The sequence below is a fragment of the Bradyrhizobium murdochi genome, from assembly GCF_000472965.1.
Classification (GTDB): Bacteria; Pseudomonadota; Alphaproteobacteria; order Rhizobiales; family Xanthobacteraceae; genus Bradyrhizobium; species Bradyrhizobium murdochi.
The window spans coordinates 94,493-110,815 of record NZ_AXAU01000005.1; the positions used below are offsets into that span (position 1 = coordinate 94,493).

General features: G+C 63.2%; 19 protein-coding genes and 1 pseudogene. 14 read left to right on the forward strand and 6 right to left on the reverse strand.

The features are described 5' to 3' along the window. Window positions 1-32 precede the first annotated feature (32 nt). Window positions 33-1,403 (forward strand): glutamate--cysteine ligase, encoded by a 1,371-nt coding sequence (locus YUO_RS0114995; protein WP_028348009.1) that lies wholly within the window; start codon window positions 33-35, stop codon window positions 1,401-1,403. A gap of 230 nt (window positions 1,404-1,633) precedes the next feature. Then, entirely contained in the window at window positions 1,634-2,161 is a 528-nt protein-coding gene (locus YUO_RS0115000) for a PAN domain-containing protein (RefSeq protein ID WP_156908648.1), read from the forward strand. 39 nt (window positions 2,162-2,200) lie between these two features. Here the strand turns inward: YUO_RS0115000 and YUO_RS40765 are convergent. From YUO_RS40765 to YUO_RS40770, 5 genes and pseudogenes are all read right to left on the reverse strand, one after another. Further along, window positions 2,201-2,768, reverse strand: a pseudogene (locus tag YUO_RS40765) (nucleotidyltransferase family protein). Window positions 2,769-2,948: 180 nt separating this feature from the next. Continuing rightward, complete coding sequence (locus tag YUO_RS0115010; RefSeq protein ID WP_028348011.1) at window positions 2,949-3,290, reverse strand: MmcQ/YjbR family DNA-binding protein; 342 nt, start codon at window positions 3,288-3,290, stop codon at window positions 2,949-2,951. A 90-nt stretch (window positions 3,291-3,380) separates the two neighbouring features. Beyond that, a complete protein-coding gene (gene lepB, locus YUO_RS0115015; RefSeq protein ID WP_028348012.1) occupies window positions 3,381-4,169 on the reverse strand; it encodes a signal peptidase I in 789 nt (262 codons plus the stop codon). Continuing rightward, window positions 4,169-5,593: a metalloprotease TldD gene (tldD, locus tag YUO_RS0115020; RefSeq protein WP_028348013.1), complete on the reverse strand. Its 1,425-nt coding sequence runs from the start codon at window positions 5,591-5,593 to the stop codon at window positions 4,169-4,171. Before tldD ends, lepB begins: the two co-directional genes overlap by 1 nt. Window positions 5,594-5,783: 190 nt before the next feature. Beyond that, window positions 5,784-6,188: a winged helix-turn-helix transcriptional regulator gene (locus YUO_RS40770; RefSeq protein ID WP_051379445.1), complete on the reverse strand. Its 405-nt coding sequence runs from the start codon at window positions 6,186-6,188 to the stop codon at window positions 5,784-5,786. Between the two features lie 124 nt (window positions 6,189-6,312). Here YUO_RS40770 and YUO_RS0115030 point away from each other — a divergent pair, with 124 nt between their 5' ends. The 3 genes from YUO_RS0115030 to YUO_RS0115040 are packed head-to-tail and all read left to right on the forward strand — an operon-like array spanning window position 6,313 to window position 7,841. Beyond that, entirely contained in the window at window positions 6,313-6,705 is a 393-nt protein-coding gene (locus tag YUO_RS0115030; protein WP_035726822.1) for a DoxX family protein, read from the forward strand. A gap of 10 nt (window positions 6,706-6,715) precedes the next feature. Continuing rightward, entirely contained in the window at window positions 6,716-7,219 is a 504-nt protein-coding gene (locus tag YUO_RS0115035; RefSeq protein WP_028348015.1) for a DsrE family protein, read from the forward strand. A gap of 16 nt (window positions 7,220-7,235) precedes the next feature. Next, window positions 7,236-7,841, forward strand: coding sequence for a TlpA family protein disulfide reductase (locus tag YUO_RS0115040; RefSeq protein WP_028348016.1), 606 nt, complete (start codon window positions 7,236-7,238; stop codon window positions 7,839-7,841). Between the two features lie 38 nt (window positions 7,842-7,879). Here the strand turns inward: YUO_RS0115040 and YUO_RS0115045 are convergent, their stop codons facing one another. After that, window positions 7,880-8,431, reverse strand: coding sequence for an invasion associated locus B family protein (locus tag YUO_RS0115045; protein WP_028348017.1), 552 nt, complete (start codon window positions 8,429-8,431; stop codon window positions 7,880-7,882). Between the two features lie 515 nt (window positions 8,432-8,946). Between YUO_RS0115045 and coxB the strand changes: the two genes are divergently transcribed. The 9 genes from coxB to YUO_RS40775 all read left to right on the forward strand — a co-directional run bounded on the left by coxB (window position 8,947) and on the right by YUO_RS40775 (window position 16,323). Further along, complete coding sequence (coxB, locus tag YUO_RS0115050) at window positions 8,947-9,783, forward strand: cytochrome c oxidase subunit II (RefSeq protein WP_028348018.1); 837 nt, start codon at window positions 8,947-8,949, stop codon at window positions 9,781-9,783. An 83-nt stretch (window positions 9,784-9,866) separates the two neighbouring features. Next, complete coding sequence (ctaD, locus tag YUO_RS0115055) at window positions 9,867-11,486, forward strand: cytochrome c oxidase subunit I (RefSeq protein ID WP_028348019.1); 1,620 nt, start codon at window positions 9,867-9,869, stop codon at window positions 11,484-11,486. A gap of 59 nt (window positions 11,487-11,545) precedes the next feature. Next, window positions 11,546-12,484, forward strand: a complete 939-nt coding sequence (locus tag YUO_RS0115060) for a heme o synthase (protein ID WP_028348020.1) — start codon at window positions 11,546-11,548, stop codon at window positions 12,482-12,484. A gap of 18 nt (window positions 12,485-12,502) precedes the next feature. Beyond that, on the forward strand, window positions 12,503-12,667 hold the full coding sequence (locus YUO_RS0115065; protein WP_028348021.1) for a hypothetical protein: 165 nt from the start codon (window positions 12,503-12,505) through the stop codon (window positions 12,665-12,667). A gap of 13 nt (window positions 12,668-12,680) precedes the next feature. Next, entirely contained in the window at window positions 12,681-13,325 is a 645-nt protein-coding gene (locus tag YUO_RS0115070) for a cytochrome c oxidase assembly protein (protein ID WP_028348022.1), read from the forward strand. A 96-nt stretch (window positions 13,326-13,421) separates the two neighbouring features. Then, window positions 13,422-14,312: a cytochrome c oxidase subunit 3 gene (locus tag YUO_RS0115075; RefSeq protein WP_028348023.1), complete on the forward strand. Its 891-nt coding sequence runs from the start codon at window positions 13,422-13,424 to the stop codon at window positions 14,310-14,312. Between the two features lie 311 nt (window positions 14,313-14,623). Then, window positions 14,624-15,010, forward strand: coding sequence for a DUF983 domain-containing protein (locus YUO_RS0115080; RefSeq protein ID WP_028348024.1), 387 nt, complete (start codon window positions 14,624-14,626; stop codon window positions 15,008-15,010). After that, window positions 15,007-15,771 (forward strand): SURF1 family protein, encoded by a 765-nt coding sequence (locus tag YUO_RS0115085; RefSeq protein ID WP_028348025.1) that lies wholly within the window; start codon window positions 15,007-15,009, stop codon window positions 15,769-15,771. The genes YUO_RS0115080 and YUO_RS0115085 overlap by 4 nt, the downstream gene beginning before the upstream one ends. A gap of 174 nt (window positions 15,772-15,945) precedes the next feature. Then, complete coding sequence (locus YUO_RS40775; RefSeq protein WP_035726771.1) at window positions 15,946-16,323, forward strand: nuclear transport factor 2 family protein; 378 nt, start codon at window positions 15,946-15,948, stop codon at window positions 16,321-16,323.

Genomic DNA, 16,323 nt, shown 5'->3' on the forward strand with positions numbered 1-16,323 from the left:
TCGGTCGAATCGCCAGATATCCGGATTTTTTCATGGCGCGTGACCAGATCGATATGACGCCGCTGCAATCGCGTGACGAACTCGTCGCGTGGTTCGAGGCCGGCATCAAACAGCCGTCCGAGTTCCGCATCGGCACCGAGCATGAGAAGACCCCGTTCACGCTGGAGGGCCGCCAGCCCGTGCCGTATGAAGGGGCGCGCGGCATTGGCGCGCTGCTCGAAGGGATGCAGCTTTTGCTCGGCTGGGAGCCGATCATGGAGAACGGCAACATCATCGGGCTGTATGACGTCACGGGGGGCGGCGCGATCTCGCTGGAGCCGGGCGGGCAGTTCGAATTGTCGGGCGCCCCGCTCGAGAACGTGCACCAGACCCAGTCCGAGCTGATGGCGCACCTGGCGCAGGTCCGCGAGATCGCGACGCCGTTGGGCATCGGCTTCCTCGGGCTTGGCATGACGCCGTCCTGGTCGCGGTCGCAGATCCCGGTGATGCCCAAGGGCCGCTACAAGATCATGACCAACTACATGCCGAAGGTCGGCCAGTACGGCATCGACATGATGTACCGGACCTGTACGGTGCAGACCAATCTCGACTTCTCCTCCGAAGCCGACATGGTCAAGAAGCTGCGGGTGTCGATCGCGCTGCAGCCGGTGGCGACCGCTTTGTTTGCCAATTCGCCGTTCACCGAGGGCAAGCCCAACGGCTTCCTGTCGTTTCGCTCCGAGATCTGGCGCGATACGGATAACGCGCGCGCCGGCATGTTGCCGTGGGTATTCGAGGACGGCATGGGATTCGAGCGCTGGGTCGACTACGCGCTCGATGTTCCCATGTACTTCGTCAAGCGCGGCGAAACCTATATTGATGTCGCCGGCTCGTCGTTCCGCGCCTTCTTCGAGGGCCGCAACAATTCGTTGCCCGGCGAGCGCCCGACGATATCGGATTGGGCCAATCATCTGTCGACGATCTTCCCGGAAGTCCGCCTGAAGCGCTATCTGGAAATGCGCGGCGCCGATGGCGTGCCGTGGGGCCGCCTGCCGGCGCTGCCGGCGTTCTGGGTCGGCCTGTTGTACGACAATGACAGCCTCGACGCGGCCTGGAATCTGGTCAGCCACTGGACCGCCGCGGAGCGCCAGGCGTTGCGCGACGACGTCCCGCGCTTCGGCTTCAAGGCCAGGATCAAGGACCGCTATCTGTTCGAGATTGCGAAGGAATGCCTTAAACTGTCGCATGCGGGCTTGCGGCGGCGCAACCGCGTCGACCATTCCGGCCGCGACGAGAGCCGCCACCTCGAACCGCTGGAGCGCATCCTCGAAGCGGGCCGCACGCCGGCGGAAGAGATGCTGGATAAATTCAACGGCGATTGGGGTGGTTCCGTGGAGCCCGTCTATCAGGAATACGCGTTCTGATTAAACGGGTTGCCTGGTCTTCGGGCCGTTCATCCGCCGTACAGGTTGATGGCGCTCAAATGACGGCCGATCCAGCATGATCCGACCGACCGCCTGCCGGTCCCTCGAAAAATCATGCTGAGTCAATGGGCTGAGGGTGGGACGACTTTTTCGAGGAAAGTCATCCCGCGCTGACAACGCGCATTCGAAAGCAACCGCAGATGGAGACTGGTCGCCTGCTCAGGGCGTGTATGGTGGCGCTCGCCTTCTTGGCGGCGGCCGTATGCGCGCGCCCGGCGCTGGCGCAGGCCAATTTCGACCGTCCCGGCGGCGACTATCTCAGCGCGCCCGTGGTCTCGGGCGATCCGGCGGAATGCGCACTGATCTGCGAGCGCGATCGGCGCTGCCGCGCCTGGAGCTTCAACTATCCGACCGGCTTGATCAAGGGCGCGGTCTGCTGGCTGAAGGGCAGCGTGCCGCCCCGAGTCAAGAGCGGCGATTGCTGCGTTTCTGGCGTGCGCGGCGCCGGCGTGGTCGAGCGCCGCAATGACAGCGTTGAAACCTCAATCGACCGCGTCGGCGGCGATTACAAGAATTTCGACCTCAAGGACGGCGACGGCGATGACGTCTGCAAGGCCGCCTGCGCCGCCGACAACAAATGCCGGGCCTGGACCTACGCGCGCCCCGGCTACGCCGGCAAAGACGCCCATTGCTTCCTGAAGAAAGACATCAAGCCGCCGCGAAGGAAGGCGGGATTTACCTCAGGCGTGGTGAGGTAGCGGCCGGCCGCCGCAGGGACGACGGTGACGGCTACGGCTTCATTCCGCCGCCAGTACCGTGAGCTCCGGCCACAACGCCTTCCATCGCGCCGCTTTCGCCGCGTAATTCGCCGCGGAAAAATTCGGTCCCCGGGTTGGGCCGCGCGATCATCCCAGCGGCATCATCAAAACCATTCGGCGCGTAAACCTCATAGCCATCCCGTGTGCGCCGGATTCCGATCTGGGTGTTCTTGGTCAGAAAACGACCGATGCCATCGGTCGAGCAACGCAACGGCGGGTAGGGCAGGCCATGTTTCTCCGGGTACCAGAGGTGCACGCGCGCCTGGTTGCGCGCCTCGACCGCGATGCCGCGGCTTGAAAAGCGCTGCGCTAGCGTGCGGATGATGGCATCCTCGGCTTCCCAGGACGTATCGGGATCGAAATAGAACACGTCGTAATCGTTGATGCCGTAATCGACCGCGTGCTTGGTCAGCACGTTCCACACCGTCTGCACGAGACAGCCGGAGACCAGCCACGCGTCCGGCAGCGACAGCCGAAACAGTTCCTCGGTGATGATTTCGTTGATGGGATTCTGTAAGGCGGCGGCGAGGAATTCGGCTTGATTCATGGGGGCCGCTTGCAAAGTTTTGAAACCCTCATGGTGAGGAGGCGCTTTAGCGCCGTCTCGAACCATGTGGCCCCGCTGGTGCCATTCATCCTTCGAGATGCATCGCTTTGCGATGCTCCTCAGGATGAGGTTTGACTGAAGCGGGATGGTGGGCACGGCGCAAGTGCGCCTTTGCCCACCCTACAAATTCCCGTCGAATTCTTTCACCGCCTTCTTCGACGCCAGCGTGCGCCAGTGCCGGCGCAACAGCGGCTCGACGGCGGCGCGGCTGGCCTTCGAGAGGCGGATCAGCACGATCGGATAATCGCGGTAGTGATCGGTGAAGTAAAATACCTTCGGCTGGCTTTCCACCAGCATCTCGCGCTCATCCCTTGGCACGCCCGGCATCACCAGGCTGTCGCCGTCCTCCTTCAGCCGCACGAGCATCTTCTTGCGCACCTTCAAGGCCGGCGTGCCGTAGGAAGTGCCGTCCTCGACCTCCGGCCAGGCCAACGCGATTTTTCGGACATCGTCGAAGGTCATGGCTGGCGCCGTATGGTGGGCAAACGGCGAGATGGTGGGCACGGCGCCAATGCGCCTTTGCCCACCCTACTTTCCGCTACGCCGTTCCGCTCAATGCACGGACGTAAAAAACCGCGCCAGCCGGAAACCCGACAGCCAGGTCCATACCGGCTGGTTGCGCATGCCGAGATCCCAGGAGCCGACCACGGCGTCGGCGCGGCCGATCAGATTGTCGATCGGCAACAATCCCACGCCGCCGTCGCGCACGGAGACGCGGCTGTCGGCGGAATTGTCCCTGTTGTCGCCGAGCACGAATAGTTTGCCCGGCGGCACGATTACCTCGGGCGTGTTGTCGAGCCTTCCATTGTCGCGCATCTTGAAGATGGCGTGGCTGACGCCGTTCGGCAGCGTCTCGACAAAGCGATAGGCCCGTTCGGTATTGCCGCGATCGTCTTCGGCCTGCGCCACGCCGTCCGGCTTCAACGTCGCGGCGTGGTTGTTGATGAAGAGCTGGCCCTGCCGCATCTGGATGCGGTCGCCCGGCAATCCGACCACGCGCTTGACCCAGGCCTGCGAGCGGTCGCCCGGCCAGCGGAACACGACGACGTCGCCGCGCTTCGGTGTCTCGCCGAACAGCCTGCCAGTTTCGGGCAGCGTGATCTGGATCGGCAACGACGCCGCGCCGTAGCCATAAGGATATTTGGAGGCGAGCAGCGCATCGCCGATCAGAAGCGTCGGCTCCATCGAACCGGACGGCACGTAAAACGGTTCGGCCAGCGCGCCCTTGGCGATGAAGACGACGGCAACGATCGCCGCCAGTTGCACGGCCTGGGCGCGCCAGCTCGCTACCTTGCCGAGAGAAGCGTCCTTTTGATCACCTACCAGTTTCTCGTCGCTCACTAGCCCGTTCCTCCGACCGTGATCCTTTCCATCCGCAGCGTCGGCTGGCCGACGCCGACCGGCACGCCCTGGCCGTTCTTGCCACAGGTGCCGATGCCGGTATCGAGCGCCAGATCGTTGCCGACCATGGTGATGCGGTGCAGGTCGGTCGGCCCGTTGCCGATCAGCATTGCGCCCTTCAAGGGCGCGCCGAGCTTGCCGTTCTCGATTTTGTAGGCCTCGGTGCACTGGAACACATACTTGCCCGAGGTGATGTCGACCTGGCCGCCGCCGAAATTCGCGGCATAGACGCCGTTCTTCACCGACGCGATGATCTCTGCCGGATCGCGATTCCCGGCCAGCATGTAGGTGTTGGTCATGCGCGGCATCGGCACATGGGCATAGCTTTGGCGACGGCCATTGCCGGTAGGCTTCATGTTCATCAGCCGCGCGTTCTGGCGGTCCTGCATGTAGCCGACCAGAATGCCGTCCTCGATCAGCACGGTGCGGTTGGTCGGCGTGCCCTCGTCGTCAATCGAGAGCGAACCACGCCGCGACGCGATGGTGCCGTCGTCGACGACGGTGACGCCCTTGGCCGCGACCTGCTTGCCCATCAGCCCTGCGAAAGCTGACGTCTGCTTGCGGTTGAAGTCGCCTTCGAGGCCATGACCGACCGCTTCATGCAGCATCACGCCGGGCCAGCCGGCGCCCAGCACCACGTCCATTTCGCCCGCGGGCGCAGGCACCGATTCCAGATTGACCAGCGCCTCGCGGATGGCGCCGTCGGCAGCCTCGCGCCACGCCTTGGTTTCGATGAAGCGCGCATAGCCCTCGCGGCCGCCATAACCCTTGCTGCCGCTTTCCTGCCGGTCGCCTTGTCCGGCGACCACGGAAATATTCACGCGCACCAATGGGCGGATGTCGCGATAGCTCTCGCCGTCGGGCCGCAAAATTTCCACCACCTGCCAGGTGGCGCCCAGGCTGATGGAAGCCTGCCGCACCCGCGGATCCTTGTCGCGGACATAGGCGTCGATCTCTGCCAGCAGCTTGACCTTGGCTTCGAACCCCGGCGCATCCAAAGGATTCTCGTCGCCATAGAGCCGCACATTAGTATGCGGCGGAGCAGCGGCAAAATTGCCGCTGTAGCCGCCGCGGACCGCGGCGACCGCGTCCGCCGCGCGGATCAGCGCCGGCAGCGACACGTCGGAGGAATGCGCGTAGCCGACCGCGTCGTCCTTCACCGCGCGCAGGCCAAATCCCTGCGAGGTGTCATAGGTCGCCTGCTTCAAGCGCCCATTATCGAAACCGAGCGCTTCGGTCTGGCCGTATTCCAGAAACAGCTCGCCGTCGTCGGCGCCCAAAAGGCCCCGCGTGATCTCGCGTCTGACGGCATCGCGGTCGAGATTGGCGCGGTCAAGCAGGGAGGTGGTGGCGAGATTGGTCATGCAGGCTCCGATGCGAATGTTTGCCGTCGTCCCCGCGAACGCGGGGACCCATAACCACAAGCGCCGATTGTAAGCGCAGACGTCCGGCGAGTTCACATTACAACGCGGACATCTGTGGTTATGGGTCCCTGCGTTCGCAGGGACGACGATCCCGGAAGATAGTCATGCCGCCGCAAAAGGGGAGGGTCCCTCACAGCCCTTTGTCATGTCCTTTGCCGGCCGCATCCGCAACATCCGGATCTGGATCCAGCCTGCCGTGCGCATTGGCCCAGCGCGACAGCTCTTCGAACACAGGTCTCAGGGCCTTCGCCGCGGGTGTCATCTCATATTCGACGCGGGGCGGCACTTCGGCGAACACCGTGCGTTTCACCAGGCCTTCGTTTTCGAGATCGCGCAATTGTGTGGTCAGCATGTGCTGCGTCACGTCGGGAATGGCGCGCCGCAATTGGCCGAAACGCTGCTTGCCCTCGACCAACTGCCATAGGATTTCGCCCTTCCACTTGCCGGAGAGCAGGCGAAGCGCGCGGTGAAGCTGGTGCCTGGCCCGCTCGGAGGGGCATTCCTCCGCACTATCTTCATTGGTCTGCTTTTTCATACTACACCAGAAAAATCATCCTACTTGTCAATTTCATCTTAGTACCGAATTTTGATTTTGAAAGCCTTGGGCGCCTTAAGTCTTGGACACCTGGGGACTGCTTCTCAACATTCGGGAGTATTCGATGTCGGACGTTGCTGTGCCTGCCGGGCGCCGTTGGACCCATGTTGGCGTGTGGATTGTCAGAGGATTGCTGGCGCTGGCGTTTCTGGGGGCCGGGGGCGCCAAGCTCTACGGCGTGCCGATGATGGTGGACGAGTTTCACCACATTGGGCTCGGCCAATGGTTTCGCTATTTGACCGGCAGTCTCGAGATCATCGGGGCAATCCTGCTGCTGCTTCCACGAAAGGCGGCTTTCGGCGCGCTGCTGCTGATCTGCATCATGATCGGCGCCGTGATCACGCATCTGTTCGTCATCGGCGGATCACCGGTACCGGCAATCGTCCTGCTCGTGTTGAACGCGCTCGTGGCCTATTCGCAGCGTGGGGCGATTGTCTCCCTCGCCAAGGCGTTTTGAAGCAGCGACAATGCATCTGTCTTTCCGCCGGGTAATTAAATGGGTCGGGCTGGCTCTGACCTTCATCGTGCCGCTGGTCGTGACGTTGTTGCTGACCGAGCCGGGCTCCGCTGTCTCGAAACCGGAGGCGAAGCGCACTTTGCCGCCGGTGCATCGGCTGGTGCTGCCGATCAATAGCGACGATCCCACCACGATGCGCGCCTTGATCTCGACCTCGCTCAACCTTCCGAAGTACTACCAGGAGCGCAACGAGCCGTTTATGATCGAGGTCGTTGCCTACAATGCCGGCGTTCACATGTTCCGTGCCGACACGTCGCCGGTGAAGGATATGCTGCAGGTGGTAAGGGCGGTGAATCCGAACATCCGCTTCGTGGTCTGCGATGCGACAAAGCAGGGCATGCAGCGCAGCGAGGGCCGTCCGATCACGCTGATCGATAATGTCGATCTGGTGCCGAGCGGGCCCGGACGCATCATCGAATTGCAGGAAGCCGGCTGGTCCTACATCCGGTCATGACAAACGGACACGAACCATGACGCCACATCGCGGGCCAACACGCCGCACGGTCGTTGCAGGGCTGCTCGGGGCCGGCGCCTCGGTTGCGATCCCGGCCGCATCAACGCGCGCCGCGGCCGCTGGTCCGCCGCCATTCGCCACCTCCCGGCATCAGTTCATCCAGCTTCGTGGCGCAAGGCCTGTCCCGTCTGTGCCGATCCCGCGTCTCTCCGGCGGCGCGATCGATTTGACCTCCTTGAAGGGAAAAGTGGTGCTCGTCAATTTCTGGGCGACCTGGTGTCCGGCCTGCCGGACCGAACTGCCGATGCTGGACAGTCTGGCGGCGAGTGACGTCAGGAATCTCATGGTGATCGCCGTGGCGACGGATCGCGACCGCTCGGTCGTCGCGCCTTTCGTAAAGGGGCTGAAGCTTCGGCGCCTTGCGATCGGGCTTGATCCGCAAGGACTTGTGGCAAGAGCCGGCGCCAGCGGCCAAGCCGACACGCCGTTCGCGCTCTATGGCATGCCCATTACCTTTTTGATCGGCATCACCGGGCAAGTCGAAGGCTATATCAGCGGTGAAGCAGACTGGCTTTCCATCGAGGCGCGCCGGCTGCTCGACTACTACGGCACTGCCGGTTAAGTCGATCAGTCGGACCTTGCGGAACTATCGGCTCGCCCTCACGGCAGCTTGTCATACCCCTCACCCAGCCCGTTCAGGCTGAGCGGAAACCCGATGCCCTCTTCGGGCGTCTCAAAGATAATAAAAGTCGCCGTCTTGGCGCCCCGGAGCTGGCCTAAGAGTTTCTCGTCCATCACCACCTCGGCGACGCAGCCATTCGGCAGGCAGCGGACAAACCCGGCGCGGCCGACGTCCTGGTTGTCGAGCTTGAGCCCAAGGCCGGAGGGCAAGAGCACGCCGAGGGGGGCGACCACCCGCATCAGCTTGCTCTTCTGGTCGGCGGTTTTCAGCACGATCACGGTCAGGCCGGCGTTGGAGCGGTCCTCGGCGACCACGCTCTGGATGAGCGCGCATTGCTCGCCTTGGGCGCCGGGCGGGGTGTCGCAGCGGATTTGCCAGTCGCCATGGACCGACCGTACCGCGCCTTGCGCGTTCGCCACCTGGGTCAGGCCGAGCAGGAAGGCCACGGCGAGCAGGCCGCCGAGCCAGCGGGCCGGTTCCAGACGATATCCTGCCTGATGTGGTCCCGCCCTATGTTTCGAACGCCCCATCCGGGTCGATCCTCTCACGATTTCCGGCAGCGCCGGCAGCACATATTTTGTAACTGGACTTACCCGGACTGATACGCAATGACGGCGCCTTGAAGGCAGTCCGGGAGCCAATCCACGCCATCGAGGACCATGGGCCCAGGCGAATCAGCTCGCTCGGGAGCGCCGTGACTGTGCCTACATCCGGCAATCGGGCTGTCAAGCGGTGCAGGGCTGCCAAACGGCAGGTTTTGCCTGATTTGTCAGGAAAATCCGACGTCCGGCGAATAGCAGGTGACGCATGGCTTTGCGCTCCACTACTGCATTGCGAGAGCCTTAGAATTATGGTTTGAGAGGCTGGATTTCGACGCGTTCTAACGATCTGGCCCGGGGTGCTGCAGCAATACTGTTGCAGGTACTTTCGAAGGTGTACTTCCAAAAGTACCTCCGGTAGGCCGTTTGTGAGGGCGGATCGTGCGGCATTTCCGGCCATCCGGCCGAAATGCTTTGGGGATTTTTTCTAAAGGAGCGCGAGCGGCATGAAGATGTCGAATGGCCCGATGGGCCGGCGGTTGCTGGGGTTGGCGGTAGCGGGCATGGCGCTCGTCTCCGGCGGGACGGCTTTTGGGCAGCAGCCAAAGCCGTGGGAAATCACGCTGCAGGAAGCCGCGACCCCGGTGATGGAAAACATCATCAGCTTCCACAATTTGCTGCTGGTGATCATCACGCTGATCACCCTGTTCGTGCTGGCGCTGTTGGTCATCGTGGTCGTGAAGTTCAACGCCAGGGCCAATCCGGTGCCCTCCCGGACCACCCACCACACGCTGATCGAGGTGGCCTGGACGCTGATCCCGGTGCTGATCCTGGTTGGCATCGCGGTGCCGTCGTTCCGCCTCCTGTTCCAGCAGCTCGACGTTCCCAAGGCCGACCTGACCGTCAAGGTCACCGGCAAGCAGTGGTACTGGAGCTACGCCTACCCGGATAACGGCAAGTTCGAGTTCGATTCGCTGATGGCGCAGGACAAGCAGCCGCGCCTGCTCGGCGTCGACAACGAAATGGTGGTGCCGGTCAACAAGGTGATCCGGGTCCAGACCACCGGCGCCGACGTGATCCACGCGTTTGCGGTGCCCTCGTTCGGCATCAAGATCGACTCGATCCCCGGCCGTCTCAACGAGACCTGGTTCAAGGCGACCAAGACCGGCATGTATTACGGTCAGTGCTCGGAACTGTGCGGCAAGGATCACGCCTTCATGCCGATCGCGGTCAAGGTGGTCAGCGATCAGGAATTCGCCGAGTGGGTTGAGGCGGCGAAGAAGAAGTATGCGGCCAACCCGGCGAACACCTACGCCTCGGCTGGTGGTCAGGTCGCGCAGTAAGGCGCGGGCCAAGGGACAAGCAAGGGACAAGGGCGACCGGACCTGAAAAGGTCCGAAAAGGGACTGCAAGGCAGGATTACAAAATGGCAACGACGGCAGCGACACACCACGATCACGCCCATGATGACCATGCGCATGCCAATCCGACGGGATGGCGGCGCTGGCTCTATTCGACGAACCATAAGGACATCGGCACGATGTACCTTATCTTCGCGATCTTCGCGGGCATCATCGGGGCTGCGATGTCGATCGCGATTCGCATCGAACTGATGTATCCCGGCGTCCAGTTCTTCCACGAATCCCACACCTACAATGTGTTCGTGACCTCGCACGGCCTGATCATGATCTTCTTCATGGTGATGCCTGCGATGATCGGCGGCTTCGGCAACTGGTTCGTACCGCTGATGATCGGCGCGCCCGACATGGCGTTCCCGCGCATGAACAACATCTCGTTCTGGCTGTTGCCGGCCTCCTTCGCGCTCTTGTTGATGTCCACCTTCGTTGAGGGTGAGCCGGGCGCCAACGGCGTCGGCGCGGGCTGGACCATCTACGCGCCGCTATCGACCTCGGGCCATCCGGGACCGGCGGTCGACTTTGCGATACTCTCGCTGCACATTGCCGGTGCCTCGTCGATCCTCGGCGCCATCAACTTCATCACCACGATCTTCAACATGCGCGCACCGGGCATGACCCTGCACAAGATGCCGCTGTTCGTGTGGTCGATCCTGGTGACGGTGTTCCTGCTGTTGCTGTCGCTGCCGGTGCTCGCCGGTGCCATCACCATGCTGCTCACCGACCGTAATTTCGGCACCACCTTCTTCTCCGCCGATGGCGGCGGCGATCCGGTGCTGTTCCAGCATCTGTTCTGGTTCTTCGGCCATCCCGAAGTGTACATCCTGATCCTGCCCGGCTTCGGCATGATCAGCCAGATCGTCTCCACCTTCTCGCGCAAGCCCGTGTTCGGCTACCTCGGCATGGCCTACGCCATGGTCGCGATCGGCGGCATCGGCTTCGTGGTGTGGGCGCACCACATGTACACGGTCGGCATGTCCAGCGCGACGCAGGCCTATTTCGTCGCCGCCACCATGGTGATCGCGGTGCCGACCGGCGTGAAGATCTTCTCCTGGATCGCCACGATGTGGGGCGGCTCGATCGAATTCCGCACGCCGATGCTGTGGGCGATCGGCTTCATTTTCCTGTTCACGGTCGGCGGCGTCACCGGCGTCGTGCTGGCGAATGCCGGCGTCGATCGCGTGCTGCAGGATACGTACTATGTGGTCGCGCACTTCCACTACGTGCTGTCGCTGGGCGCGGTGTTCGCGATCTTCGCGGGCTGGTACTACTGGTTCCCGAAGATGTCCGGCTACATGTATTCGGAAGCCATCGGCAAGCTGCACTTCTGGGTCACGTTCATCGGCGTCAACCTGGTGTTCTTCCCGCAGCACTTCCTCGGCCTGTCGGGCATGCCGCGCCGCTATGTCGACTATCCCGACGCGTTCGCGGGCTGGAACCTGGTGTCCTCGGTCGGCTCGTACATTTCGGGCTTCGGCGTGCTGATCTTCATCTACGGCGTGGTCGATGCCTTCGTGAAGAAGCAGGCGGCTGCCAACAATCCGTGGGGCGCCGGCGCCACCACGCTGGAATGGACGCTAACGTCGCCGCCGCCCTTCCACCAGTTCGAAGTGCTGCCGCGCGTGCAGTAAACGGTTGTTCGCGGCGCGCCATCGTTGCGCGCCGCGGCTTTAGTGAAGCGAGATAAATCTTGTCGGTAGTCGACCACAACGCCATCGATGCCCTGCCTCGGATTTCCGAGGCTGATGTCGGTGATTACTTCGCGCTGCTGAAGCCGCGGGTGATGTCGCTTGTGATCTTCACCGCGCTGGTCGGTCTCTTCATCGCGCCCGGCCACGTCCATCCGGTCATCGCCTTCACCTCGATCCTTTGCATCGCGGTCGGGGCCGGCGCCTCGGGCGCGATGAACATGGCCCTGGAGGGCGATATCGACGCTTTGATGTCGCGCACCGCCAACCGGCCGATCCCGCGGGGACGCATCACGCAGGGCGAGGCCATGGCGTTCGGCCTGATCCTGTCGTTCTTCTCGGTGATGACGCTCGGTACCCTCGTCAACTGGCTCGCCGGCGCGCTGCTGGCGTTCACGATCTTCTTCTACGTGGTGATCTACACGATGTGGCTGAAGCGCTCGACCGCGCAGAACATCGTGATCGGCGGTGCCGCCGGCGCGCTGCCCCCTGTCGTGGCGTGGGCCGCGGCCACCGGCTCGCTGTCGATGGAGCCGCTGCTCCTGTTCCTCATCATCTTCTTCTGGACCCCGCCGCATTTCTGGGCGCTGGCGCTGTTCCGCAGCGACGATTATGCCCGCGCTGGCATTCCGATGCTGCCCGTGGTCGCGGGCCCCGACGCGACGCGGCTGCAGATCCTGCTTTACACGATCGTGCTGGTCGCGATCGCGGCCGCGCCCTGGCCGCTCGGCTATTTCGACGCGGTTTACGGCGTCACCTCGCTGACGCTCGGTGCCGGCATGATGTGGCTTGCGATCGAGGTCTATCGTCACCGCGAGGGCAAGCAGGCGAGCCGCGCGACGCGCCGGCTGTTTGCCTTCTCGATCCTCTATCTGTTCGCGCTGTTTGCGACGCTCTTGCTCGAGGTCGTGATACGCGCCGTCGTAGCTATGGTCGGGTAGGGGGCGCATGGAACGCTCATGGACGACAAGCGCAAGCCAGATGGAATCGTCCTCACCGAGGCGCAGAAAAGAAGCCGCCGTCAGCGCTCGATCGCCATTGCGCTCGCGCTCGGCGTCCTCGTCGTACTGTTTTTCGCAGTCACCATGGTCAAGGGGCCGGGCGTTCTCGTCCGTCCGTTGTGATTGAGTGATTGAGATGCAGAACGAGCCGCAGGTCAGCGAGGGCAGGGCGGAAGGCGAGAGGGTTGCCTCGCGCCGTACCTTGACGCGCGATGCGGCCGTCGCCTCGATCTGCGGCTTCGTCGTGGTGTTGATGGTCGGCGCGTCCTATGCCGCCGTGCCGTTCTACAACTGGTTCTGCCGCGCCACCGGCTTCAACGGCACCACCCAGGTTGCGACCTCGGCACCGTCTGACGCGCCGCTGGAGCGCAAGATCGCGGTGCGGTTCGACGCCAATGTCGGTCCCGGACTGCCCTGGAAGTTCGTGCCCGAGCAGAACGAGATCGAAGTCCGCATCGGCGAGGTCGTCACCGTCTTCTATACCGTGACCAACCAGGCCGCGCGTGCCACCGCCGGCGTTGCCGCCTACAACGTCGCGCCGCTCACCGTCGGCGCCTATTTCCAGAAGATCAACTGCTTCTGCTTCACCGAACAGACCATGGGCCCCGGCGAGAAGCGCGAGATGCCCGTGGTGTTCTATGTCGATCCGGCGCTGGCGAAAGACAGCGAGAACGATGGACTGAAGACGATTACGCTATCCTACACCTTCTACCCCGTGCGCGAACCGGCGCCGAAGCCGCTTGCGGCCGGCGAAACCGATAAGCGCAAGGGAAACCTCTAACCTCGGAATTCCGTATCTGATCGGGATTTCGCGTTTTTGATTGTTGAGACGAATATGTGCCGAAGGGAACGGCACACCTAACGGAGAGAGACCGCAATGGCTACGGCGCACGCGAAGCACCACGACTACCACCTCGTCGATCCGAGCCCGTGGCCGGTCGTCGGCTCGATCTCGGCCTTCATCATGGCCGTGGGCGCGATCGCCTGGATGCATCACATGTTCGCCGCCGCCCCGATCATCTTCGGTGTCGGGACCATCGGCGTGCTCTACACCATGGCGAGCTGGTGGGGCGACGTGATCCGCGAAGCCCAGTACAAGGGCGACCACACCCGCGTGGTGCAGATCAGCCACCGCTACGGCATGATCCTGTTCATCGCCTCCGAGGTGATGTTCTTTGTCGCCTGGTTCTGGGCGTTCTTTAATTCCGCGCTGTTCCCTGCGGATGCGGTCCACGCCACCCGCGACGCGGTGTTCGGTTGCGGTCCGGGAACGGCTGCCGGTGCCTGCCCGGTGCCGGGTACCTGGCCGCCGAAGGGCATCGAGACCTTCGATCCCTGGCACCTGCCGCTGCTCAACACGCTGTTGCTGCTGACCTCGGGCACCACGGTGACCTGGGCGCACCACGCGCTGCTCGAGAACGATCGCCAGGGCCTGAAATACGGCCTGATCCTCACCGTCGTGCTCGGCGCCTGTTTCACCGCCGTGCAGGCCTACGAATATGCCCACGCCACATTTTCGTTCTCGGGCAACGTCTACGGCGCGACCTTCTTCATGGCCACCGGCTTCCATGGCTTCCACGTGCTGGTCGGCACTGTGTTCCTGTTGGTCTGCCTGTTCCGCGCCTATGCCGGCCACTTCACGCCGAAGCAGCACCTCGGTTTCGAATTCGCAGCCTGGTACTGGCACTTCGTCGACGTGGTGTGGCTGTTCCTGTTTGTCACCATCTACGTCTGGTTCCGCGGCCCGGGACCGGCAGCCGGCCACTGATGCAGGCTTGACGTGCTACAAGGGGCGGTCGGAAGGACCGCCCCTTTCTCTTGCCCTTCTCCCATCGAAGTCGGATTTATCCGACTTCGACAAATTGAAATGCCTAACTCGGGTAAACTCGAGTTAGGTTGGGAGAAGGTGCCCATAGGCGGCCTGCGGCCGCCGTTCTTCAGAACGCCGATGCTTTGCATCGGCTGCGGCGGAAGCGAAGGCGGATGAGGGGTCTGTCTCCGCGGAGAGAACCCCTCACCCGTCGCCTCACTTCGTGAGGCGCCACCCTCTCCCACAAGGGGAGAGGGAAGGAAAAGTCGATGGCTGACACTTCACCCACACTCACCCAGAGCGCGCTCCGCGGCCTCGCCTGTCGCTGCCCGCGTTGCGGCAAGGGCAAGCTCTATGCGGGCTTCCTCGACCTGCGCCCGAATTGCGAAGCTTGCGGGCTCGACTACGCCTTCATCGATTCCGGCGACGGCCCTGCGATCTTCATCATCATGCTGGCGGGCGCCATCGTGGTCACCGCCGCCCTGATCGTCGAAGTCAAATATCAGCCGCCGTTCTGGCTGCATGCGGTGTTCTGGCTGCCACTGATCGCAGCGACCACGCTTCTGCCGTTACGCTCGATGAAGTCGCTGCTGATCGCGCTGCAATTCCATCACAAGGCGGCGCCCGGCCGGCTGATCGACCGCGAGCCGAAATGACCGGCCTTTCGTCACGGCGGCGGCCGGTCGCCGGCTTTGCCGTCTTCACGCTGATCATGGTGGCGGTCTTCGCTGGCCTTGGCGTCTGGCAATTGCAGCGCCGGGCCGAGAAGCACGCGCTGATCGCCAGGTTGAACGAGCGGCTCACGGCCACGCCCGAGGCCCTGCCGGCGCAAACGCAATGGCATACGCTGACGCCGGCCAAGGACGAGTTCCGCCGCGTCAGCTTCACCGCGGTCTATGCGCGGCTGCCGGACGCGATGGTCTATAGCGCGGGCTCCGCGGTCCGCGCCGATGTCTCCGGTCCCGGCACCTGGGCCTTTCTGCCAGCACAACTCGCCGACGGCAGCACCATCGTGGTTAATGCCGGTTTTGTGCAAAACACGATGCAGGACCGCGGCCAGCAGGATCGCGCCATCAGTCGGTTGATCACCGGACAGCCCGCGACGCTCACCGGCTATATCCGTTTTCCCGAGGGCGCCGGCACGCTGACGCCGCCGGAGAGCGTGGCAAAACGACTTTGGTTCACCCGCGATCATCGCGCGATGGCGCGCGCGCTCGGCTGGGGCGAGGGCGGCAAGGCCGTCGCGCCGTTCTATGTCGATCTGGAACAACCGGTGCCCGAAAGCGGCATTCCAAAGCCCGGGCCGCTCTCCGTGCACCTCAAGGACGATCACTTGCAATACGCCATCACCTGGTTCACGCTCGCCTTTGCAGTCGTCGTCGCGTTCGGTGTGTGGTGGCGCGCGCAACGAGCGTGAGACCCCGTATTCGTCCGGACTATCCTAATGGAACCTTTGTTCCGCACAATCATTAGGTACCATGGTGAGTTCCGGAAGAAAGGCCGTTCAGTGTCCATTCACGACGATCGCCATACTCCGTCACCCGCGTCAGCACTCGGGACAAGGTATGGCAACGTGGATGGGATCGCTGAAATGGCTGATGATTTCGATCGGGTAGCATTGGTGGTCGACTGGCTGGACGCGTGCCGCAATCGCGACCTCGTGACATTGCTCGACCTCTATGCTGATGACGCGATGGCCGAATGCCGGTGCGGCGAGGCCAGGGTCAGTGAAGGCCGCGCCGGACTCGAATCCTACTGGCGGCCGCGCCTCGATGCGATCGCGCCCACCGCATTCGGGCTGGAGGAAATCACGCCGACCACTGACGGCGTCGTGCTCGACTATCTGAGCCACGAAGGTGCGCCCGTCCGCATCGCATTCACCTTTTCGCGCGACGCCAAGATCCTGCGGACCACCTGCGCCCCCTCGGGCCAGGCGTTGTGCCGGGAAGTTGCCGCCATTGGCGACTGA

What these genes read in the sequence shown, in the direction of transcription:
- YUO_RS0114995 (WP_028348009.1), top strand. Translation starts at nt 33, where the DNA reads ATGGCGCGTGACCAGATCGATATGACGCCGCTGCAATCGCGTGACGAA.
- YUO_RS0115000 (WP_156908648.1), top strand. Translation starts at nt 1,634, where the DNA reads ATGGTGGCGCTCGCCTTCTTGGCGGCGGCCGTATGCGCGCGCCCGGCG.
- YUO_RS0115010 (WP_028348011.1), bottom strand. Translation starts at nt 3,290, where the DNA reads ATGACCTTCGACGATGTCCGAAAAATCGCGTTGGCCTGGCCGGAGGTC.
- tldD (WP_028348013.1), bottom strand. Translation starts at nt 5,593, where the DNA reads ATGACCAATCTCGCCACCACCTCCCTGCTTGACCGCGCCAATCTCGAC.
- YUO_RS40770 (WP_051379445.1), bottom strand. Translation starts at nt 6,188, where the DNA reads ATGAAAAAGCAGACCAATGAAGATAGTGCGGAGGAATGCCCCTCCGAG.
- YUO_RS0115030 (WP_035726822.1), top strand. Translation starts at nt 6,313, where the DNA reads ATGTCGGACGTTGCTGTGCCTGCCGGGCGCCGTTGGACCCATGTTGGC.
- YUO_RS0115035 (WP_028348015.1), top strand. Translation starts at nt 6,716, where the DNA reads ATGCATCTGTCTTTCCGCCGGGTAATTAAATGGGTCGGGCTGGCTCTG.
- YUO_RS0115040 (WP_028348016.1), top strand. Translation starts at nt 7,236, where the DNA reads ATGACGCCACATCGCGGGCCAACACGCCGCACGGTCGTTGCAGGGCTG.
- YUO_RS0115045 (WP_028348017.1), bottom strand. Translation starts at nt 8,431, where the DNA reads ATGGGGCGTTCGAAACATAGGGCGGGACCACATCAGGCAGGATATCGT.
- coxB (WP_028348018.1), top strand. Translation starts at nt 8,947, where the DNA reads ATGAAGATGTCGAATGGCCCGATGGGCCGGCGGTTGCTGGGGTTGGCG.
- ctaD (WP_028348019.1), top strand. Translation starts at nt 9,867, where the DNA reads ATGGCAACGACGGCAGCGACACACCACGATCACGCCCATGATGACCAT.
- YUO_RS0115065 (WP_028348021.1), top strand. Translation starts at nt 12,503, where the DNA reads ATGGACGACAAGCGCAAGCCAGATGGAATCGTCCTCACCGAGGCGCAG.
- YUO_RS0115070 (WP_028348022.1), top strand. Translation starts at nt 12,681, where the DNA reads ATGCAGAACGAGCCGCAGGTCAGCGAGGGCAGGGCGGAAGGCGAGAGG.
- YUO_RS0115075 (WP_028348023.1), top strand. Translation starts at nt 13,422, where the DNA reads ATGGCTACGGCGCACGCGAAGCACCACGACTACCACCTCGTCGATCCG.
- YUO_RS0115080 (WP_028348024.1), top strand. Translation starts at nt 14,624, where the DNA reads ATGGCTGACACTTCACCCACACTCACCCAGAGCGCGCTCCGCGGCCTC.
- YUO_RS0115085 (WP_028348025.1), top strand. Translation starts at nt 15,007, where the DNA reads ATGACCGGCCTTTCGTCACGGCGGCGGCCGGTCGCCGGCTTTGCCGTC.
- YUO_RS40775 (WP_035726771.1), top strand. Translation starts at nt 15,946, where the DNA reads ATGGCTGATGATTTCGATCGGGTAGCATTGGTGGTCGACTGGCTGGAC.